This is a genomic window from Bradyrhizobium sediminis (genome assembly GCF_018736105.1).
Lineage (GTDB): Bacteria > Pseudomonadota > Alphaproteobacteria > Rhizobiales > Xanthobacteraceae > Bradyrhizobium.
In genome coordinates this window covers 4,680,659-4,701,377 of sequence record NZ_CP076135.1, presented here as the reverse complement: position 1 = coordinate 4,701,377, position 20,719 = coordinate 4,680,659, and the positions used below count along the sequence as shown (strand labels likewise).

20 protein-coding genes and 1 pseudogene are annotated in these 20,719 nt (G+C 63.9%); 8 read left to right on the top strand and 13 right to left on the bottom strand.

Translation table 11 applies throughout. The annotated features are described in order from the left end of the window. The first annotated feature begins 1 nt into the window (after position 1). A complete protein-coding gene (locus KMZ68_RS22425; protein ID WP_215613319.1) occupies positions 2 to 259 on the top strand; it encodes a hypothetical protein in 258 nt (85 codons plus the stop codon). 3 nt (positions 260 to 262) lie between these two features. On the opposite strand, the gene KMZ68_RS22420 is transcribed toward KMZ68_RS22425, so the two are convergent. From KMZ68_RS22420 to KMZ68_RS22410, 3 genes are all read right to left on the bottom strand, one after another. After that, the gene (locus KMZ68_RS22420) at positions 263 to 1,771 is read right to left on the bottom strand and encodes a tripartite tricarboxylate transporter permease (protein ID WP_215613318.1); all 1,509 of its coding nucleotides are present in this window, start codon (positions 1,769 to 1,771) and stop codon (positions 263 to 265) included. Positions 1,772 to 1,783: 12 nt separating this feature from the next. Continuing rightward, positions 1,784 to 2,269 (bottom strand): tripartite tricarboxylate transporter TctB family protein, encoded by a 486-nt coding sequence (locus tag KMZ68_RS22415; protein WP_215613317.1) that lies wholly within the window; start codon positions 2,267 to 2,269, stop codon positions 1,784 to 1,786. Between the two features lie 160 nt (positions 2,270 to 2,429). Further along, positions 2,430 to 3,383, bottom strand: coding sequence for a tripartite tricarboxylate transporter substrate binding protein (locus KMZ68_RS22410; RefSeq protein ID WP_371741484.1), 954 nt, complete (start codon positions 3,381 to 3,383; stop codon positions 2,430 to 2,432). 340 nt (positions 3,384 to 3,723) lie between these two features. On the opposite strand from KMZ68_RS22410, the gene KMZ68_RS22405 reads away from it, so the two are divergent. The 6 genes from KMZ68_RS22405 to KMZ68_RS22380 all read left to right on the top strand — a co-directional run bounded on the left by KMZ68_RS22405 (position 3,724) and on the right by KMZ68_RS22380 (position 8,067). Beyond that, the gene (locus KMZ68_RS22405; RefSeq protein ID WP_215613315.1) at positions 3,724 to 3,981 is read left to right on the top strand and encodes a hypothetical protein; all 258 of its coding nucleotides are present in this window, start codon (positions 3,724 to 3,726) and stop codon (positions 3,979 to 3,981) included. Beyond that, positions 3,978 to 4,889 (top strand): amino acid ABC transporter substrate-binding protein, encoded by a 912-nt coding sequence (locus KMZ68_RS22400; RefSeq protein ID WP_215613314.1) that lies wholly within the window; start codon positions 3,978 to 3,980, stop codon positions 4,887 to 4,889. The genes KMZ68_RS22405 and KMZ68_RS22400 overlap by 4 nt, the downstream gene beginning before the upstream one ends. A gap of 94 nt (positions 4,890 to 4,983) precedes the next feature. After that, entirely contained in the window at positions 4,984 to 5,715 is a 732-nt protein-coding gene (locus KMZ68_RS22395) for an amino acid ABC transporter permease (protein ID WP_215613313.1), read from the top strand. A 5-nt stretch (positions 5,716 to 5,720) separates the two neighbouring features. Next, on the top strand, positions 5,721 to 6,413 hold the full coding sequence (locus tag KMZ68_RS22390; protein ID WP_215613312.1) for an amino acid ABC transporter permease: 693 nt from the start codon (positions 5,721 to 5,723) through the stop codon (positions 6,411 to 6,413). A 10-nt stretch (positions 6,414 to 6,423) separates the two neighbouring features. Then, positions 6,424 to 7,155: an amino acid ABC transporter ATP-binding protein gene (locus KMZ68_RS22385; RefSeq protein ID WP_215613311.1), complete on the top strand. Its 732-nt coding sequence runs from the start codon at positions 6,424 to 6,426 to the stop codon at positions 7,153 to 7,155. A 54-nt stretch (positions 7,156 to 7,209) separates the two neighbouring features. Then, the gene (locus tag KMZ68_RS22380) at positions 7,210 to 8,067 is read left to right on the top strand and encodes a D-amino-acid transaminase (protein WP_215613310.1); all 858 of its coding nucleotides are present in this window, start codon (positions 7,210 to 7,212) and stop codon (positions 8,065 to 8,067) included. Between the two features lie 254 nt (positions 8,068 to 8,321). Here the strand turns inward: KMZ68_RS22380 and KMZ68_RS22375 are convergent, their stop codons facing one another. From KMZ68_RS22375 to KMZ68_RS22365, 3 genes are read right to left on the bottom strand one after another with little or no spacing between them, the layout of a single operon-like run. Further along, the gene (locus KMZ68_RS22375; RefSeq protein WP_215613309.1) at positions 8,322 to 9,116 is read right to left on the bottom strand and encodes a fumarylacetoacetate hydrolase family protein; all 795 of its coding nucleotides are present in this window, start codon (positions 9,114 to 9,116) and stop codon (positions 8,322 to 8,324) included. A gap of 13 nt (positions 9,117 to 9,129) precedes the next feature. Continuing rightward, entirely contained in the window at positions 9,130 to 10,497 is a 1,368-nt protein-coding gene (locus KMZ68_RS22370; protein WP_215613308.1) for an LLM class flavin-dependent oxidoreductase, read from the bottom strand. Between the two features lie 31 nt (positions 10,498 to 10,528). Then, positions 10,529 to 11,581 carry an Ldh family oxidoreductase gene (locus KMZ68_RS22365; protein ID WP_215613307.1) on the bottom strand — a complete coding sequence of 351 codons (1,053 nt, stop codon included), beginning with the start codon at positions 11,579 to 11,581 and terminating at the stop codon, positions 10,529 to 10,531. Between the two features lie 142 nt (positions 11,582 to 11,723). Here KMZ68_RS22365 and KMZ68_RS22360 point away from each other — a divergent pair. Then, positions 11,724 to 12,014 (top strand): annotated as a pseudogene (locus tag KMZ68_RS22360) (EAL domain-containing protein); the annotation flags it as partial. Here KMZ68_RS22360 and galE read toward each other — a convergent pair. From galE to KMZ68_RS22325, 7 genes are all read right to left on the bottom strand, one after another. Beyond that, positions 12,006 to 13,025 (bottom strand): UDP-glucose 4-epimerase GalE, encoded by a 1,020-nt coding sequence (gene galE / locus KMZ68_RS22355; protein ID WP_215613306.1) that lies wholly within the window; start codon positions 13,023 to 13,025, stop codon positions 12,006 to 12,008. The pseudogene KMZ68_RS22360 and the gene galE sit on opposite strands and share 9 nt — an antisense overlap. A gap of 1 nt (position 13,026) precedes the next feature. Then, entirely contained in the window at positions 13,027 to 13,833 is an 807-nt protein-coding gene (locus KMZ68_RS22350) for a WecB/TagA/CpsF family glycosyltransferase (protein WP_215613305.1), read from the bottom strand. Beyond that, positions 13,826 to 16,114, bottom strand: a complete 2,289-nt coding sequence (locus KMZ68_RS22345; RefSeq protein WP_215613304.1) for a GumC family protein — start codon at positions 16,112 to 16,114, stop codon at positions 13,826 to 13,828. The genes KMZ68_RS22350 and KMZ68_RS22345 overlap by 8 nt, the downstream gene beginning before the upstream one ends. Positions 16,115 to 16,270: 156 nt before the next feature. Beyond that, positions 16,271 to 16,927, bottom strand: coding sequence for a polysaccharide deacetylase family protein (locus tag KMZ68_RS22340; protein WP_249779451.1), 657 nt, complete (start codon positions 16,925 to 16,927; stop codon positions 16,271 to 16,273). Positions 16,928 to 17,026: 99 nt separating this feature from the next. Next, positions 17,027 to 17,839 carry a class I SAM-dependent methyltransferase gene (locus KMZ68_RS22335; RefSeq protein ID WP_249779450.1) on the bottom strand — a complete coding sequence of 271 codons (813 nt, stop codon included), beginning with the start codon at positions 17,837 to 17,839 and terminating at the stop codon, positions 17,027 to 17,029. A 4-nt stretch (positions 17,840 to 17,843) separates the two neighbouring features. Continuing rightward, positions 17,844 to 19,283 carry a lipopolysaccharide biosynthesis protein gene (locus tag KMZ68_RS22330; RefSeq protein WP_215613303.1) on the bottom strand — a complete coding sequence of 480 codons (1,440 nt, stop codon included), beginning with the start codon at positions 19,281 to 19,283 and terminating at the stop codon, positions 17,844 to 17,846. After that, positions 19,277 to 20,707, bottom strand: a complete 1,431-nt coding sequence (locus KMZ68_RS22325) for a DUF6492 family protein (RefSeq protein WP_215613302.1) — start codon at positions 20,705 to 20,707, stop codon at positions 19,277 to 19,279. The genes KMZ68_RS22330 and KMZ68_RS22325 overlap by 7 nt, the downstream gene beginning before the upstream one ends. Positions 20,708 to 20,719 lie beyond the last annotated feature (12 nt).

Sequence of the window (20,719 nt, the reverse complement as noted above, 5' to 3'; positions counted from 1 at the left end):
GATGAGCAACGTATCGACTTGCGAAACACGGCTGAAGGCGACGTTCCGGGTCAGGCTGAACGGCAAGGCCGTGGCGATCGAGACCGTCGGCCAGGCTTACGGGTTCATCACCAGTCTCAGCACGGTCGAGTGGATGGAATTCAAATCGCTGCACGGCGACGCCAGGGCCGCGCTGGAGGCGGCGGCCGAGAACGCCATGCTGAGCGTGCAGGCGACCAATGCACTTCGGGCGCTGTTCGTGCGCGCCAGGCTGCTGTGAAACCTACACGCCCTCGTCCAGCGCCACCAGTTCGCGCTTCTTGCGGAACGACGGCAGCAAAGGGCCGACCAGCAGCACCACCGCCAGCGCCAGGCAGGCCGCCGAGATCGGGCGTTCCACGAAGGTCCAGAGATCGCCCTGCGACAGGATCAGCGATTTGCGCAGGTTGTTTTCCAGCATCGGCCCCAGCACGAAGGCCAGCACCAGCGGTGCCGGCTCGTAGCCGAGCTTGCGCATGAAATAGCCGATCACGCCGAAAGCGATCATGACATGGACGTCGAACACGTTGTTGCTGGAGCAATAGACGCCGATGATGGTGAACAGGATGATCAGCGGGAACAGGATGTTGTAGGGCAGCTTCAGGAGTTGAACCCACATTCCGATCAGCGGCAGGTTGAGCACCAGCAACATGACGTTGCCGATATACATGCTGGCGACGATGCCCCAGAACAGGCCGGGGTTCTGCGTGATCATCAGCGGGCCGGGCTGCAGCCCGTGAACGACGAAGGCGCCGAGCAATAGCGCCATCACCACGTTCGGCGGGATGCCGAGCGTCATCAGCGGAATGAAGGCGCCGCCGGCGGCGGCGTTGTTGGCGGATTCGGGGCCGGCGACGCCCTCGATCGCGCCGTTGCCGAACCGTTCCGGGGACTTCGACAGCCGCTTCTCCAGCGCGTAGGACGCGAACGAAGAGATCACGGCGCCGCCGCCGGGCAGGATCCCCAGGAAGAATCCGAGGATGGTGCCGCGCCCGATCGGTCCGGCGCTGGCTTTCCAGTCCGCCTTGCTCGGCAATAGCTGCGTGATCTTGGCGTTGATGATGTCGCGCTTGATGACCTGCTCGGTATTGGTCAGCACCTCGGCGATGCCGAACAGACCCATCACGACAGGAACCAGCCCGATGCCGTCGATCAACTCCATGCGGCCGAAGGTCAGGCGCGGCTGCGCCGTGATGCTGTCCAATCCGATCAGGCCGAGCACGATGCCGATGCAGGCCATCAGCAGCGCCTTCGCCATCGAGCCCTGGGTGAGGAAGGTCAACACCACCAATCCCAGAACCATCAGGCTGAAATATTCTGCCGGCCCGAACGCGATCGCAACGCTGGCGAGCTTTGGCGCCACCAGCATCAGGGCGACCAGCGAGAACGTGCCGGCGATGAACGAGCCCAGCGCCGAGATGCCGAGCGCCGGTCCGGCGCGGCCCTGTTTCGCCATCTGATGGCCGTCGATGCAGGTCACGACGGAAGCGGCCTCGCCGGGGATGTTGACCAGGATCGAGGTGGTCGAGCCGCCATACATCGAGCCGTAATAGATGCCGGCCATCATGATGATGCCGGACTCCGGCGTTCCCGACAGCGTGATCGGCAGCAGCAGCGACATCGCCGAAATCGGGCCGATGCCGGGCAGCACCCCGACCAGCGTGCCGATGAAGACGCCGATGAAGCAGTAGAGCAGGTTGATCGGCTGCAGGGCGACGCCAAAACCCTGCGCGACATTGAAAAGTACGTCCATGATTGGGTCCGGTCAGCCGATTTCGAAGATGCCCGAGGGCAACTGGATCAGGAGCATGCGCTTGAGAACCCACCACACCCCGAGTGGCGCGAGGAGGGCGATCGGAATGGCCAGCGACCAGCGCACCGGATCGATCAGGCGCAGCAGCAGCAACATTAGCGGGATCGTGGAGAGCAGGAATCCGAGCGTATTGAGCGAAAATGAAAACGCAATGAGACAGGCGATGACCAGTAGCGGTTTGGTCCAGCGCGTGTCTTTCCAGCGTGAGGCGAAGGTCGGGCCGCCCTCGGTCACGGCCGCGACGATGATGGTGAAGGCGAACACGCAGACCAGGATGCCGGTGTAGAACAGCACATAGCCGGAGCCGGGATCGTTGATGGTGCCGAGCTTGAGTTTCAGCCCCGACCAGATGACGAAACCGCCCAGCGCCAGCCCGATCAGCCCGCCCCACAGTTCGGAATTGTCGAGGCGGAGTTTTACGTTGCTGTCATTGCTCATGCATCATGCCTTCAGATCGCCGTCACCCCGAGGTGCGAAGCGTAGCCAGGCCCGAGAAGGGCGACGGTGCCCGTGTCCATCTTTCGAGGCCCGGCGCGAAGCGAGGCTTCGCGCCGGCCGCGACGAGCGCGAGGGATGCCGCCATTCTCCGGATCGGACTCTAGTTCGTCTTCTTCTTCGCCATGCCGAGGGTCTCGATCACCTTGAGTTCGGAATTGGTGACCTCGACGACGAACTTCTTGTAGTCCTCGGTATTCTTGTAGTTCGGAACCATGTCGAATTTGGCGAGCGTCGCGATCACGGCGGGATCGTCGAGCGCCTTCTTGAAGGCGTCGTGCAGCTTGGCGACGATCTTCGGGTCCATGCCCTTGGGTCCGGCGATACCGAACGGCGAATCGTAGACCATGGAATAGCCGAGTTCCTTGAGCGTCGGCACGTTGGGGAAATTCGGCGACCGCGCCGAGGTCCACACCATCAGGAGCCGGAGCTTGCCGGCATCGACCAGCGGGCGCCAGCCGGTCGAATCGGCCTGCAGCATGGTGTGCTGGCCGAGCACCGCGGCATTGGTCTCCGCGCCGCCCTTGAAGGGCACCTGCGTCAACTTGATCCCCGCCAATCCCGCGATCTGTTCCATGCCGATGTGCAGCGACGTTCCGGCCCCCGGGGTAGCGTAGGTCACCTTGCCGGGATTTTGCTTGGCGTAGTCGACCACGTCTTTCCAGGTCTTGAACTGCGACTCGGCGCTGGTGGTGACGCCGAACGTGTAGCCGGTGAGGTGAATGATGTAGGTGAAGTCCTTGGCGGGATCCCACGATACGTCCTGCATCAGCGGCAGGCGGAACACGGTGATGGGGATTTGCGCGATGGTGTAGCCATCGGGCTTGGCGGCTGCCGCCATGGTAGCCGGACCGACGGTGCCGCTGCCGCCGGCCTTGTTGTCGATCGTGATCGGCTGGCCGAGAATCTTGGACGCGCTGTCGGCGATCGCGCGCATCGAGATGTCGGTCGATCCTCCCGCGGGCCACGGCACGATCAAGGTGATCGGCTTGGTCGGATAGTCCTGCGCGCCGGCACCGGCCGACATCAGCATGCCGACCGCCGCCACGGCGATCATCAAACGATTGCGTCGAAACATTCTGGTTTCTCCCTTTGCGGTCCCGCTCATGTCGGGACCGGCATTGTTGTGGTTGCTGCGGTCGATCTTCCCCGAAAACGATTGTGAAGAAAAGCGCGTAAATCGCTGCACCGACGGCAATCCTCCCGGAATCGGCGCGTGCGACAATAAGCCTGCCGCACCATGGAAAATGCGCGCCGGCCGGTTTCGGACCGGCGCCTCGGGGAGGGTCCTCCAAACGGACCATTGCGACGGCCTGACGTTCCGGTCATAGATATGGGGGATCGGAAGGGTCCGTTCCGTTCAGTCGCCAATGTCGGCATTGCGGGAAAACGCCTGCTTGAAGCGCATGACGCCATCCCCGAACCCCTCCGACGCCGCGGCGATCAAGGCGTTTGCCGGAATTCCCGGGCCGCTCGAGCGGACGCCTGCGCATCGCGGTCCTGATGCGGTCCCGGCGGTTTTCCGATTCCGCGCCGGCGGCGGTCTGGGCGGGCCGGGCATCTTCAGGGGCGATCTCTTTCGCCGCGACGTCGCGCCGGTCCTCGGCCAGATTCTCAAGCAGTCGACACCCACCAAGCAAGGAGAACACGTATGAAATCTAAAGCGATAATCGGCTACGCGCTCGCCGCCGCCCTATGCGCCGGACCGGCGATGGCGCAGCAGCTTACGGGCACGCTGAAGAACATCAAGGAGACCGGCGCGATCACGCTCGGCTTCCGCGACTCGTCGATTCCATTTTCCTATCTGGACGACAACCAGAAGCCGATCGGCTACGCGATGGACATCTGCTACAAGATCGTCGACGCCGTGAAGAAGGAGCTCAAGCTCGACAAGCTCGAGGTCAAGCTCAACCCGGTGACGTCGTCGACCCGCATTCCGTTGCTGGCCAACGGCACCATCGACCTGGAATGCGGTTCGACCACCAACAATGTCGAGCGGCAGAAGCAGGTCGCTTACACCAACACCCACTTCCTGACCGCGAGCCGCTACGTCACCAAGAAATCGAGCAAGATCAATTCGATCGACGATCTCAAGGGCAAGCCGGTGGTTTCGACCTCAGGCACCACCAACATCAAGCAGCTCACCGAGGCCAACGCCGCACGCAGTCTCAACATCAACATCATCCCGGCCAAGGACCACGCCGAAGCCTTCCTGATGGTCGAGACCGACCGCGCCGTCGCCTTCGTGATGGACGACATTCTGCTGGCGAGCCTGGTTGCCGGATCGAAAGCGCCGGGCGACTATGTCATCTCCAAGGATGCCTTCTCCAAGCCCGAGCCCTACGGCATCATGCTGCGCAAGGACGATCCGGCCTTCAAGAAGGTGGTCGATGCTGCCACGGCTGCGGTCTATCAGGGCGGCGAGGGCCAGAAGATCTACGACAAATGGTTCACCCAGAAGATCCCGCCGAAGGGGCTGAACCTGAACGTCCCGATCGGGCCGGAGCTGAAGAACGAGTTCGCCAAGCCCTCCGATTCCCCCGATCCGGATTCCTACAAATAGGGCTCTATCGTCAAAGCATGATCATGCTACTGCTCATGCAACGGCACGGTCGTTGCATGAGCAAGTATCAGCGGCGTAGCGGACGGAAAGCCCTGTGAATTATAATTGGAACTGGAGCATCTTCTTCGACCCGGCCCCGGGCGGGACCGGCACCTATTTCGATATGCTGCTGTCGGGACTGTGGCTGACCATCAAAACCGGGATCTTCGCCTGGATCATCGCGCTGGCGTTCGGCTCTGTCATCGGCGTGCTGCGCACGCTGCCGTCGAAGACCGCCTCCTGGGTCGGCTTCGCCTATGTCGAATTCTTCCGCAACATGCCGCTGCTGGTGCAGCTGTTCCTCTGGTTCTTCGTGCTGCCGGAACTGCTGCCGCGAAGCTGGGGACTGTGGCTGAAACAGCTTCCGAACGCGCCGTTCTACACCGCCGCGATCGGGATCGGGCTGTTCATGTCGGCGCGTGTCGCGGTGCAATTGGCGGCTGGCATCGCCTCGCTGCCGCGTGGGCAAAAACAGGCCGCGACCGCGCTCGGGCTGACCACGTCGCAGGCCTATCGCTACGTGCTGTTGCCGATCGCGTTCCGCATCATCATGCCGCCGCTGACCTCGGAGTTCCTCAATACCATCAAGAACACGGCGGTCGCGATCACCATCGGCCTGATCGAACTGACCGGCCAGGCACGGTCGATGCAGGAATTCTCGTTCCAGGTATTCGAGGCCTTCACCGCCGCGACCGTGATGTATCTGTTGATCAACATCGTGGTCGTAACCGGCATGCGTTTCCTCGAACGTAGCCTGGCGATCCCCGGCTACATCGCGGGGAAATAGCGGCCATGTTCGCCAGTTTCGATTTCGACGTCATCCGCCGTTCGTTCGGCTACCTCTTCCTCGACGGCATGACGTTCACGCTGACCCTGACCGGGCTTTCCGCCCTCGGCGGGATCATCTTCGGCACGCTGATCGCGCTGATGCGGCTGTCCGGTTTCAAGCTGCTCGGCCGCATCGCCGGGGTCTATGTCGACTTCATGCGGTCGTTGCCGCTGGTGCTGGTGATCTTCTGGTTCTATTTCCTGGTGCCCTATCTGGGGCAATGGGTCACCGGCGCCTCGCGCCCGATCAGCGTCGGCGCATTCACCTCCGCGCTCGTCACCTTCATCATGTTCGAGGCAGCGTATTTTTCAGAGATCATGCGCGCCGGCATCCAGTCGATCTCCAAGGGCCAGCCTGCCGCCGCCAATGCGCTCGGCCTGACCTACGCCCAGACCATGCGCTACGTCGTGCTGCCGCAGGCATTCCGCAACATGTTGCCGGTGCTGCTGACGCAGACCATCGTGCTGTTCCAGGACACCTCGCTGGTCTATGTGCTGTCGATGCCGGATTTCCTCGGCGCGGCGAGCAAGGTCGCGCAGCGCGACGGCCGGCTGGTCGAAATGTACCTGTTCGCGGCGGTAGTCTACTTCGCCATTTCCTGTATTGCGTCGTTCGGCGTCCGGCGCCTGCAGGCGCGTATCAGCATTGTCCGTTAGGGAAGCGCGCATGATCGAGATCAGACACGTCGACAAATGGTACGGGGCCGGCTTCCAGGCGCTCAAGGATTGCACCACCAGCGTCGCCAAGGGCGAGGTGGTGGTCGTATGCGGCCCCTCGGGGTCGGGAAAGTCGACGCTGATCAAATGCGTCAACGCACTGGAGCCGTTCCAGGGTGGCGAAATCATCCTGGATGGCATCAGGGTCAACGATCCCAAAACCGACCTGCCGAAACTGCGCGCCCGCGTCGGCATGGTGTTCCAGCATTTTGAATTGTTCCCGCATCTGAAGATCATCGAGAATCTTTGCCTGGCGCAGGAAAAGGTGCTGGGGCGGTCGCATGACGCGGCCGTGGCCAAGGCGGAAAAGCTGCTGGAGCGTGTCGGGCTGAAGGAGCATGCGCGCAAATATCCGGCCGAGCTGTCCGGCGGCCAGCAGCAGCGCGTCGCCATTGCCCGGGCGCTGGCGATGGACCCGATCGCCATGCTGTTCGACGAACCGACCTCGGCGCTCGACCCCGAAATGATCAGCGAGGTGCTGGACGTCATGGTCGACCTCGCCCGCGAGGGCATGACCATGATGGTGGTCACCCACGAGATGGGTTTCGCCAGCAAGGTGGCGCATCGGGTCATCTTCATGGACAGGGGCGAGATCGTCGAGGACGCGCTGAAGACCGATTTCTTCGGCAGTCCCCGCAGCGACCGCGCGCAGAAATTCCTGTCCAAGATTCTCTCGCATTAACGATTCGCATATAGTATGCGGAGCTGCCGCTTCGCAGCCTACAGGAGAGCCCGCTTGGAACAGATCGCTTACGTCAACGGTTCGTTTGTGCCGATGCCAGAGGCCAAGGTCTCGATACTGGATCGCGGCTTCCTGTTCGCCGACGGCATCTACGAAGTCGCAGCCGTGCTCGACGGCAAGCTGATCGACAGCGCCTCGCATCTGGCGCGGCTGCAGCGTTCGGTCGGCGAGATCGCGCTGGCCTTGCCGGAGACCACCGATCGCATCCAGGAAATCCAGAAGGAGCTGATCGCGCGCAACAATCTGGTCAACGGCATGGTCTACCTGGAGGTGACGCGCGGCGCCGACACCGGGCGCGACTTCGCCTTTCCGAAAGGCGTCAAGCCGACGCTGATCATGTTCACGTCGGTCAAGGACATCGTCAACGCGGAATCGGCCAAGACCGGCATCGGCGTCATCACCGTGCCTGATATCCGCTGGGCCCGGCGCGACATCAAGAGCGTCGCCCTGCTGGCGCAGGTTCTTGCAAAACAGGCGGCGGCGGAAGCCGGCGCCGGCGAGGCCTGGATGGTCGAGGACGGCCAGGTGACCGAGGGCGGGTCGTCGTCCTGCTTCATCCTGACCCAGGACGACGTGATCGTGACGCGGCACAATTCTTCGGCGATCCTGCCGGGCTGTACCCGCAAGGCAGTGGTTGCGCTCGCCGAAGAGCGCCAGCTGCGCGTCGAGGAGCGGCCGTTCACGGTCGCGGAGGCGCTGGCGGCCAAGGAAGCCTTCATCACCAGCGCCACCGTATTCGTGCAGGCGGTGGTGACCATCGACGGCAAGCCAGTCGCCAATGGCAAGCCGGGCCCGATGACCAACCGCCTGCGCCAAATCTATGTCGATTTCGCCAAGGCCACCGCGGTGTGAGCCTTCATATTGCCTGCGGCGTGACCCTAGTACTCACTATCAATGGTCAGTGAGTCGCTTGTTGCCCATGCTTCGAGACGCTCGCGCCGCTCGCTCCTCAGCATGAGGTTGTTGTGTATCAACAAGTCAGACCTCATTCTGAGGAGGCCGCGAAGCGGCCGTCTCGAAGGATGGCTGCATTACCGATTTACGATTCCAGGTACTAGGTCCGCGGCGGGGAGAAGCGCCGGGCAAGGCGATCCAGGATGCCGGGATCAGGACCGAACCGGCGCCTCTTTGACGAACCTGTTGCGCAGCGTGCCGATCCCGGTGATTTCGATCTCGACCACGTCGCCGGCTTTCAGATCGGGCGAGGCGCCGTCGGTCCCCATCCAGATCACATCGCCCGGCCACAGCGTGAAATATTTCGTCAGCTCGACGATGAACGGCACGATGCCGAAGATCATGTCGTTGGTGCGGAAGCGGCCGGTTTCCTTGCCGTTGACCTTGACGATGGTTTCCATTTTGTCGAGGTCGACATCGGTTTCGATCCAGGGCCCCATCGGCTTGAAGGTGTCGGCATTCTTGGACCGCCACAGCCCGCGATCGGCCTTCTGCCAGGTCCGCTCGCTGACGTCGTTGCCGATGGTGTAGCCGAACACGCAGGACATCGCGTCGCTCTCGCTGAGGTGCTTGGCCTTCCTGCCGATCACGACGACCAGCTCGCCTTCATAGTGAATCTTTTCGGTGGCGGTCGCCGGGATCACGACGTCCTCGTCATGCGCGATCAGTGCGTTCTGGGCGCGATAGCCGATCTCGGGCCTGTCAGGCACGTTCGGAACCGTGCCGGCTTTGTCGGCGGCTTCCTTGAGATGCTTGAGGTAGTTGAGGCCGACGCAATAGAAGGTGCGCGGCACCAGCGGCAGCTCGATCTTGACGTCCCTCAGCGCATGGGTTTGCGGCGTGCGCTGCCATTCGCCGAATGGGTCGCCGGCGACCGCAATGACGCGGTCGCCTTCCACGATCCCCCAGGAGGTCTCTCCCGCGGCGGTGAATTTGAGCCAGCGCATCCAGCAATCCTTCCTATTCGGCCGCGACCTGCGGCCTGGTTTTCCATGCGCCGGCCGGCGGACGCGGCAGGCCGAGATTTTCGCGCAGGGTCTTGCCGGCATAATCCTTCCGGAACAGGCCGCGCCGCTGCAGTTCCGGCACCACGTGGCGGACGAAGTCGGCATAGGATCCCGGCACGCAGGTGGCCGCGATGACAAAGCCGTCGCAGCCGCCGCCGGTGAACATCTCTTCGAACTTGTCCGCGATCTCCTTGGGTCCGCCGACGATCGCGTCCGCGGTCTGGCCGCGGCCGCTGAACGTGACGAAATCGCGCGCGCTCGGATTGGTCTTGCCGGAGGTCTTGAGCACGCCGTCGCGGATGCCGAGGATGCCCTGCATGCCCTGCAGTTCCTCCGTGGTCAGCGGCTCGTCGATGCCCTTGGAGGCGAAGTCGTAATTCAGTCCCTCCGACAACAGCGACAGCGCATCGATTTCCAGCGGCAGCTTTTCGATCAGCGCCATCCTGTCTTCGGCCTCCGACCTGGTCGCGCCGCATACCGGCGTCGTCAGGTTGCAGAGGAAGATGTGGTCGGGATCGCGGCCCGCCTTGGCGGCCTCGTTCTTGACCGCGCTGTAGCCTTCCTTGGCGCCCGCCAGATTGCGCGCTGCCGTGAAGATCACTTCGCCCCAGCGCCCCGCAAAACGCTGGCCGCGGCCGCTGGCGCCGGCCTGGATGATGACCGGATGGCCCTGCGGGGATCGCGGCACCGTGAACGGCCCGCGCGACTTGAAGAATTTTCCTTTGTGATCGAGCCGCCTGACTTTGGCGGGATCGGCGAACCGGCCGCTGTTCTTGTCGATCAGCAGCGAACCGTCTTCCCAGGTATCCCAGTGGCCGAGCACCACCTCCATGAATTCGTCGGCGCGGTCGTAGCGGAAATCATGTTCGAGATGGGCGTCCTTTCCCATATTGTGGGCTTCGCCGTCGTTGATCGACGTCACCACGTTCCAGGCGGCGCGGCCGCCGGTCATCAGATCGAGGGTGGCGAAGCGGCGGGCGACATCGAACGGTTCGTAATAGGTGGTCGAGCAGGTCGAGGCGAGGCCGAGCTTTTCGGTCGCCATGCCCATCGCCGTCAGCACGATGACGGGATCCATCTTCACGCAGCGGATGCCGTATTCGACGGTATGGGCGTGATCGTTGCCGTAGCGGTCCGGCATCGCCAGCCGGTCGTCGAAAAACGCCATGTGGAATTTGCCGGATTCGAGAATCCGGCCGATCTCCTGATAGTAGTCCGCCGACATCGAGTCGTCGCGCGATTCCGGATGGCGCCATGAGCTCGGCAGATTGGTGCAGTTCTGGGCCTGCAGGAACCCCACCATCACCATCTGCCGTGTCATGCTGTTCTCCCAGTGCCGGCCAGATTGATTGTCATGCCAGATCGAGTTCGGTGGCGAGTTTGTATTCGCCGGCAAGCGCGCGCAATTTGTCCCAGGTCGCGTCCTCGATCTCGATGCCTGCGATCTTGCGCTGCTGCTCGCGGATATATTCGACCTCGCCGGGATAGAATACGCCGGTCGAACCTTCCGACGGCGGCGTTTGCTTCAGATAGCGCGCGAATTCGGCGACCTCTTTCTTGAAGTCCTTCAGCGGACGGAATGCTGCGACGTTGAACACCGCCATGAAGCATCCGTCGTTATGCCGTCCCGTCGGCTCGACGCCGAACCCCAGGCCGGTCAGAAGCCCGCACAGCACCTCGACCATCGCGGCGAGGCCGCTTCCCTTGTAGCCTTCGGTGCCGCCGAGCGGCAGCAGCGCGCCGCCCTTGCGGTATTGGCTGGGATCGGTGGTATGGCGTCCTTCGCTGTCGACGATCCACCCCTTCGGAATTTCTTCACCGCGGGAAACGGCGAGCGCGATCTTTCCAGCCGCGACCGCCGAGGTCGCCATATCCAGATAAAAGGGCGCCGCGAGATCCGAGGGCACCGCGATGGAGATCGGGTTGGTGCCGAGCCGCGCCTCGCGGCCGCCAAACGGCGCGACGATCTTCGGCGAGCGGCCGGAATCGGCGGTGGCGATGCCGATCATGCCGGCTTCGACGGCCATCAGCGGATAGGCTGCGAGCCGTCCGACATGGCTTTGCCGGAACACGGTGCAGGCCGCGACATTCGCCGTTTTCGCCTTTTCGATGGTCAGCGCCATCGCCTTGGCGTTGACATGAAAGCCGAACCCCCAGTGGCCATCGATCACGGTCGTGGTCGGCGATTCCTGTTCGATCGTCCATTTCGCGCCGGGAACGATGTGCCCGGCCTTGATGCGGTCGATATAGGTCGGGATCGCGATCACCCCATGAGAGTCATGGCCCGCGAGGTTGGCATTGACGCAGCCGGTTGCCACCGCGCCGGCTTCCTCGTCCGACGCGCCGGCTGCCCTGAGCAGCGCAGCACCTATCCGTGTGAGACGGTCGGCCTGGACAACGGGCATGGGGGTCCCCTTCAACGCCCGCGCGGGAGGCGGGTCTTGCTTCTTGTCGCAGGCCACATGGTCTCAAAGCGATGGCCCGATAGCAATGACCTCCCTGCAAATTCCAGGGTGCACTGCAGCGTGTCGGCTGCCGGGCGGGGCCCGGGCGATCAAGGTGCTGGACGCCATCCAGAGCCGCGGCATCCGGCTTGCGATCGACGATTTCGGAACCGGCTATTCCTCGATGTCCCTGATGAAGCAGTTCCCGATCGAGACCATCAAGATCGATCGCTCCTTTGTCCGCGATCTGCCGAAGGATTCGGAGGATCAGGCGATCGCGCAGGCGATCATCAGCATGGGCAAGGCGCTGGGAATGACGGTCGTTGCCGAAGGCGTGGAGACGCCCGAACAGCAGGTGTTCCTGTGCGATCACGCCTGCGAAAGCTCAGGCGGCGGGAGACAGGGCGGGTGCGTCCGCCTTCAGCGGGTGAGCCTTGCGGTGCCACGCCCAGGCGGTGCGGATGATGGTTGCGAGATCGGAATGGGCGGTGCGGAATTCCAGGGTTTCGCGCGCCGCGGTGGGATCGGCGACCAGGTAGGTCGGATCGCCCGATCGCCGCGGCTTGACGACATGCGGCACCTCGCGGCCGGTCTCGGCTGCGATCGCCCCGAGAATCTTGCGCACCGAAAAACCGGTGCCGGTGCCGAGATTGAAAGCGCCGCCGCCATGGCCCTGCAGCAGCAGTTTCAGCGCCAGCACATGCGCCGCCGCCAGATCGGTGACGTGGATGTAGTCGCGGATGGCGGTGCCGTCTGGCGTGCCGTAATCGTCGCCGAACACCGCAAAATCGGGTACGTGGCCCTGCAGCGCCATCATGGCGCGTGGAATGAGGTGGGTTTCGTTGTCGCGCAGTTCGCCGATGCCGCCATCCGCATCGGCGCCGCTGGCGTTGAAATAGCGCAGCGCAAACGATCCCAGTCCGTAGGCGCTGCGATAGTCGGCGAGCACCCGCTCGATCATCCATTTCGAGGCGCCGTAGGGATTGATCGGCGCGCAAGGATAGCTTTCGGGCAGGGCCTTGCTGTCGGCATTGCCGTAGACCGCGCCGGTCGAGGAAAACACCAGGCGATTGCAGCCGGCCTCGCGCATCGCGTCCAGCAGCGACAGCGTGCCGGCCAGGTTGTTGAGGTAGTATTTCTGCGGATCGGCGACGGACTCGCCGACCAGGCTCGATGCCGCAAAATGCATCACCGCGACGATGTCGTGCTGCGCGAAGGCGTGCGCCAGCGCAGCCTTGTCGGCGAGGTCGCCCGTCACCAGCGAGCCGGTGACGAAGCTGCGGTGGCCGGTGGAAAAATTGTCGAACACGACCGGATGATAGCCGGCCCTCGCCAGCGCCCTGCAGCAATGCGAGCCGATATAGCCCGCGCCGCCGGTAACCAGAATCGCCGGACGATCGCTCATGCTAGCCCCCCGGCGTCCGGCTCTTGTAGAGCAGCAGATAGAGCGCGCGCGGATTGGTGGTGAGGTAGCGCCAGAGCAGCCGGCGCGGCTCCAGCCAGATGCGCCAGGCCCATTCGAGGCCGATGTTCTGCATCCACTGCGGCGCGCGGGGGCGGCTGCCGGACAGGAAGTTGAACAATCCGCCCGAGGTCTTGATGACGCCGACATTGAACAGCCGCGGCGTGAATTCCTCGACGAAGGCCTGTTCGTAGGGAACGCCGAGCGCCACCCATAGATAGTCCGGCGCCAGCGCGTTGATCTCGTCGACCTTGGCCCGCAGCGCATCGCCTCGCAAATAGCCGTGGCAGCGCCCGACGATCCTGAGATCGGGAAACGCTTTCTGGACATTGGCGACGGCAGCGGCGTTCTCCGCCTCGTCCGCGCCGAACATGTAGAACGTCAGCCGCGCTTCCTGCGCCTTGCGGGCGACGACGTGAAACAGGTCGGTGGTCGCGACGCGCTCGGGCAGCGGCATCGGCGATCGCAGCCGCGACACCGTGACCAGCGGCTGGCCGTCGGCGTTGATCAGGTCGGCGGCGCGAAACAGCCGGTCGGTCATCGGTTCGGTCGAACAGCGCGCCAGTACCTCGCCATTGGCTGACGTCAGGTACAGGGGGCGGCCGACCCGGCGTTCCGGGAACACCATCTCGATCATGAAATTCGCGGTCTGCTCGATGTCGAGCACGGCGAGCCGCAGCCCGCCCAGCGAGATTCGGGGCACACCGGCCGTGGCGGCCCTGCCTATGGGGTTTGCACGACGCTCAGGCATATTGCTTGTCTCGCTGGCGGCTGACGGCCGCAGGGTGGATTTCGCTGAGGACGACGCCGGTCAGCTTGCGCTCCGCGCCGCCGAGGGCGGTGATGATGTCTTCCATGGCGTCGTTGATGTCGTGACTGACGGGCAGGACGGCGACGAGACCATCGGCGATATCGAACAGCTTGCGGCCGGCCGCGCTGAAAGGCATCGCCGGTCCGTCGAGGATCACGAGATCGTAGCCGCCGGCGGAACGCGCCTGCGCGATCGCCTTGCGGATGGCGTCGCCGGTCTTGGCATCGGATCCCTTGACGATGGGCAGGATCGAGATTCCGTTCGCGGTCTTGATCGCGCGGGAGGCCTTGGTGCCGATCGAGAGCCAGCCGAGACGGCTGGGCTCGCTCTTGCCGAGGCCGTTCACCCTGTTCGACATGGCATGCATTGCGTGGTCCGCGTCAATCAGCAGTACGCTGACGCCGTCGCGGGCGGCCGCCAGCGCGATGTTCAGCGCGGCGATGCTGCGGTCCTCGCCGGCGCCCGTGCCGATCACGGCCAACACGGGTATCGCGTCGGCGGGCGAGCGCCGTGCCGCAATCCCGCGGATCGTGCGTATGGCGTCGAGGAACGCCGTCTGCGGCGAGCCGGCGCGCAGCGTCGGCCAGCCCATCCGCGCGGCGTCGGGAACGCCGCCGAGACTGAGGATGCCGCCGAGCGTCCGCACCACGTCGGATTCCTGCAGGCGCGCAATCAACGGCTTCTCGACCGACGCGACCGGCGCCGGAGCTGTTTGCCTTGGCTGGTTGCTTGTCGCCGGCTTCGACGGCGGGGTCGGCGTCTTGATCTCGGCCCGTGCCGGTTGCGGCTCGGTGGTGTCGGGCGCCAGCCGGTCGGCCGCCACGGTCCAGGCCGAAGCGGCGAGCGCGCCCATCATGAAGCCGATCATCGCGATCATGCTCATGGCCGGCGGGAAGGTACGCCGCTGCGGCACGGTAGCTTCGCCGATGATCCGGGCGCTCGAGGTGTTGAGGCTCTCCTGCTCCTCGGTTTCGCGCGAGCGCTTGAGGAAGGACTGATAGACGTCGCGGCTGGCTTCGACGTCGCGTTCGAGCTCGCGCAGCCGCACCGAGGCCTGGCTCATCTGCACGCTCTGGCGCTTCTGGGCCTCCAGCGCCTTGTTCAGCGACGCTTCGTATTCCCGGGCGCGCGTCAGGTCGTTCTTGGCCGACTGCACGAAGCGATCGACTTCCTCGTTGATGTTGCGGCGCAGGTCCTCGACCTGCTTTTCCATCTGACGCAGCGAGGGATGCCGCGGCCCCAATTCGCTGGTCAGCTCGGCATAGCGCTTGCGAACCTCGGCGTACTGCGAGCGCAAATTGGCGATGGTCGGTGACTGCAGCGCTTCCGGGATGGCACCGGCGTCGGCCGAGGCGCGGCGGCTGGCTTCGATCTGGTCGTATTTGGCCTGCGCATCGAGCGTCAGCGCGCGCGCCGCGGCCAGCCGCTGGTTGCTGGCCGAAAGCTGCTGGTCGGAGATCAGCGTGTCCTGGGTGCCGACGAAATTGTTCTGTGCCTTGTAGGTCGCGAGCGCGTTCTCGGCGGTGCGAAGCCGCTCCTGCAGTTCCTTGAGCCGGCCCGACAGATCGCTGGTCGCCCGCCGCGCGGCGGTGGCCTGCGACTTCTTGGATTCGGCGAGATAGGCGTTGGAGATCGCGTTGGCGAGCATCGCCGCCTTGACGGGGTCATACGACCAGACGTCGATGTCGACGATGAAGGTGCGGTCGGTCTTCTTGACGTTGATGTGGCGGTTCAGGGCTTCCAGCGCCGCCATCTGGCCGAGCTTGGCGTCGGCGGCGGGCCCAATCCCGATTCCGAACAGGCCGAGCAGGGTGGCAAGAGCGCCCTTGGCGTCGCCGCCGCCGAACTCCGGATCCTTGTCGAGCTTGGTGTCCTTGATCACCTGCAGCAGCACGCTGTTCGAGGTGATCAGCCGCGCCTGGCTCTCGACCAGCATGGCGAGGCCATTGACGTCCTGGGCGCGTGGCGTCAGTTCGCGTTCGACCAGCTGCAATTCCCTGGGGTCGACGTAAAGCTGGGCGATCGCCGAGTATTTCGGTGTCAGGCTCTTGCCGATCATGACGGCGGCTACGGCGCAGATCAGGCCCGCGCTCGCAATCGCGACCTTGTTCCGCCACAGCAGCCGGACGAGCTCCAGCACGCTGATGCCGGCCAGCATTCGCTGCGGCGCCGGCGGGGCGGCAGGTCCGGCCTGATCTATCGGTTTGTCATAGACAAGCATGGTCCCCAGCTTTCATTCGAACTGCCGCACGCGCCGGCTGAGGGGTCACTCTTCGGGTCACGCAACGCGCGCAGGGGCAAGGCGCGGAACAAACGCAACAGGAAAAATTAACCATACTCATTGGGGGACTATTCGCCGAAATGGCAAAAAAAGCGTTTAAGCGCCCGCGCATAGCAACGCCTCCGCCATGTTCAGAACCGGGATTCTCCGGCGCGATGCCGCCTCCAGGGCATGGTTCATGAGATCGGGTGAGCAGCCGTACGCGCTGGGCTTGTCGGCGACGTCGTGGCTGTAGAAAATTAACCATCCGTTATAGGTTTGCGCTTGGTCGAAGGCGCGCTCGATCTCGTGGCGGCCGATGCGGCGGTCGATCAGGGGCATCGCGCGCAGGAACTGCAGGTCCACCGTGCCGCTGTTGATGCCCGGCACGATGCTGCGGCAGGACTGGAACGCCTGCTTGAGCTGGCCCTTGCGCCCGAACGATCCGTAACCGAAGGGATAGGCGAAGTTTTCGACCTTGATGGAAGGGTCGAGCGCGCGCAGATAGCGGCCATTGCGCGCGATCTCGGCGGCCAGCGATTCCGCGTCGAGGTCGCAGGTCCGCTTGTGGGAAAAGGTGTGACAGCCGATCTCGTGGCCGTTGCGATGCAGGTCGATGATGTCCTGGGCATCGACGGCCGTCCAGTCGGCTGCCGCGGTGCCGACCAGCCCGCCCGAAACGTAGAAGGTGCCGCGCGCGTCATGATCCTCGAGCAGCTTCGCGCCGGTCGTGGCGGCGCTCTTCGGAATGTCGTCGAAGGTGAAGCTGACCATCGGGGTCTCGTTGAGCAGCCGGAAGGGTTCGACGCTCAAATGCGTCGCCAGCCGGTGGCTGACTCTCGCCTTGGTTTCGGACCACATCGCGTACATGGTTCAGCGTTTTCGCAGGATCACGTGATAATCGCCGTGCCGGACATCGGTCTTCGCCGGCAGAAGGAGATTGATGACCGCGGCGGCGGCGTCGATCAGGACGGCGAAGGCCGGCTTGCGCGCCCGCATCTCCGGATAGCGCGGGCTCTCGTATTCCTTGCGGTAGATCATCTGAAGGCCGTGCGCCTCGGCAAAGGCTTCCAGCCTCGAAAGCGTGACCAGCGGGTGGAAGAAGGTCGGGAACGGCGCCTGGCCGGGCAGGCCGGCCTTCTTGTCGCCGCGCACATGGCGGTAGAACCAGACGTGGAACCAGTGCGGCGAATATTTGGTGACGACGCCGGACAGCGATTTCGGATTCGGCGCGCCGATCAGGATCAGGCCGCCCTGCTTCAGCGATTCGCAAAACCGCAGCAACGCCGCCTCGACGTCGGGCAGATGTTCGATCACGTTGTAGCAGATCACGAGGTCGAAGCTGCCGGGGGCGAAGCGGTAGCTCTGGACGTCGCCGAGGATGGTTTCCTGCGCGTAGTCGTTGTTGCGGATCTGGTCTTCGTCGATATCCACCACGGTGACATGGGCGCGGCCGAGCACGTCGAGCGGCAGGAAGCTGGTCGAGCCGCCGCCGGCCTCGTAGATCGCGAGTTTCGTGACGGGGAGTTGTTCGCCGAGGACGCCGTGGACGGCGAGCAGGCTTTCGCGTGCCTCGCCCGGCGGCAGGTCGAGCAACGCCTTTGGATGCGCGAACGCGTCTGCGGTGCGTGCATCGGCGGCGACGGGGACGGCGCGGGCGAGATCGATCGTGACTGTCTTGTTCACTGGCCTATCCAATATTGATGTTTGCGAGTTTGGTTCTGAAAAGCGCGAAGCCGACTTTCAGGCGCCCGCGGGTCCGGGAGATGTCGAGCAGCCAGCACAGCGCGAGGTAGCTCGCCAGTCCGGCGCCGGCCAGCATGACGCAGGCGGTCAGGTCGGAGACGTGCAGGCTTCTGTCGAGCGCCGCCACGACCAGCGCCATCACCAGTGCGGCGATCACGGTCAGCGCCAGCCGTCCGGGCGGAAGCGGGATCGGGAAGGCCCGGCGGCTGAGGATCAGCGCGCAGACGAACCCGAACAGGTCGGCGCCGAGCCGCGCCCATGCTGCGCCGACCGTGCCGTATCCGCTCACCAGGGCGTAGGACAGGATGATATTGACCACGATGATCGAGGCCGTGTTGATCAGATAGAAGGAGTTGCGTCCCGACAGCAGGAAGCTGACGTGCAGATATTGCTGCGTCAGGATCTGGAAGATCACGGCGACGGCCACGATCGGCATGGTCTCCGCGGCCATGGCGCGGAAATCGACGCCGAGCACGACGTTGGCGACGTGGGCGGAAATGACGGCGAAGCCGAGGCAGGCCGGCAGCGTAATGCTAAGCAGCAATTCGACGCATTCGCCGAGATGCGACCGTACCGCGGCCTCTCCCTGGCTGGCATGGATCTGCACCGCGAGCGGGAAGAACGCGGCGGCGGCGCTGATCGCCGGCATCATCAGCGTCTGCCGCACCAGGTCGAGACCGGCGATGTACTTTCCGGCATCGGCGGTGCCGACGAGGTTGGCGATGATGAAGCGGTCGGCGACGGTCGAGATCGCGAGCAAGGTCAGCGATAGCGTCAGCGGCAGTCCCTGCTTCGCAGCGGCCAGCAGGCGGGCACGATCGAACTTGAAGACGGTTCCGCGCCACGCCGATCGCTGTGCCGCGATGGCGAGCAGATAGGCCAGCGCCGATGACGCCAGCAGGAGAATACCGGTCCGGCCGAGCATGGCGGCAGCAATGCCCAGGCAAAGCGCTGCGCCGGCGCGAACCAGCGTCGCCTTCATGGCCGTGATCGCCATCAGCCGTGCGCGAACCAGGTCCTGGGTCAGTTCAAACAGGCCGATCGCAACCGCCAGCACGACCGCGGCGATCGCCGCCATCGTATCGAGCCCGACCAGGCGGCCGAGTGCGTAGGCAACCGGCGCGGCCAGACAGCAGATGACATAGCCGGTTGCGACGAGGCCGCGGACGTCGGTGCCGTCGTCTTTGGCGTGGCCGCTCAGGATCAGGTTGCGGAACCAGCCCGCGAGGAAGACGCTGACCACGGCGGCAAACGCCAGCCCGAGCAGGTAGATGCCATAATCATGCGGCGAAAACAGCCGCGTGAAAATGAACACGCTCAATAGTCCCAGCAATGCCGAGAGGATATTGGCGGTCAGATTGATGCTGGCCTGCCCGATCAGCATAGCGCGGCAAGCCCCTTCGGCTCGATCGTTGCGGTACGGTGCGTCTGCACGGCCGCGTTCTCCTCGACGGCCGCGCGGATGGTCTCTACCGGCGTGCCGGAGAAGGACGCGACCGAGAAGGCGACGTCATCCTTGCCTGCGCGGCGAAGCAGCTGGTTCAGTTCATCCCGGCTGAGTTTCGGATCATCCCAATAGCTGACGCATTGGGTGCGCGGGGTACGCGTGTGCCGCGCCGAGAAGCCGGCGTCGTTCTCGACGAAATAGCCGTACAGCATGTATTCGGAAAATTCGCGGGTCTGGCTGAGGGCTTCGACCCAATGCAGGTTGGTCACGGCCTCGATCCTCGCGGCCATCGCCTGCGTCGTCTCCTTATCCCAGAACATGATGTGACCGATGAAGTCCGACGCCGGAAGCGGCGGCGTGGGCAGGCCAAGAAGTTCATGGCTGGTCTCGACCCAGCGCGAATGCCGGAACTGGTCGGATGTGACCTCGTCGCGCATATTGAGCAGCGGAATCGCGTTTGGATATTCGAAACGCGACAGCTCGAAGTCCCGGAAGAACACGATATCCGAATCGAGGATGCAATATCGGTGGTGCGGCAGCGAGGTGGTCGCGGCGATCTTGAGATACTGCTGCACATGCCAGCCGCTGACCGGCATGGTCCGGAACGACCACCAGTATTGGCGGCGCTTGCGCTGGATGATGCGGGGCAACGGCCGCAGCCATTTCGGCAGGAATTTCGAGGACGGAAGCACGATCCTGCGCTCGCTCTCGAAGTGAGAGAACAGCGACAGGTCGCAATCGGGAACCAGCAGATAATGCTTGGAGAATGATTTGACGTGACGATCGACACTCTCGCAGAGCAAGGTGCACAGTTCCAGATCGCGCCCGTATGTTGGGGTTAACAGCGCTACATGGTTCATCGCGTGTTTCTCTCTGGCAGTGACATTCAGGACTCTTGCAGGGCGCTTGGCATTGAGGCCGGGTATCCTTGGGCAGCGTAAGAGCAAGATCGGTGCCGACAGCGCCACGGGACCTTGCGGCGTGTCGAAACTGGTTAATTTGCGCGCGGTAACCATCGCCCGATCAGTTGCGGCCGCGTCGCGCGGCGTGGACCGGATATTGCAATGACGGTCGCGCAACATGGACGGATCGAGAAGAGCGCGTGAACGCATGAAAGAACCAATCGTTTCCCGGTGCGATCGTCCTGCGCCCGGCAATTCCGGCACAGCGGGGCGGTGCGAAGTGTCCGCATTTGAAACATTCTTCGAATTCGCCGCCGTGGCCGCCAGGCGCAATAGCGGCGTTGCCGCGTGATGCGAGCGGCCGGTCAAATTGAGACGGTTGTGTCGCGACCTTCGCGGCGTGATCCCGTCGCGGGACATGCTGAACGAACCTTTGAAAGAAAGCCAAGCACGCGCCATGACCAGGATTGC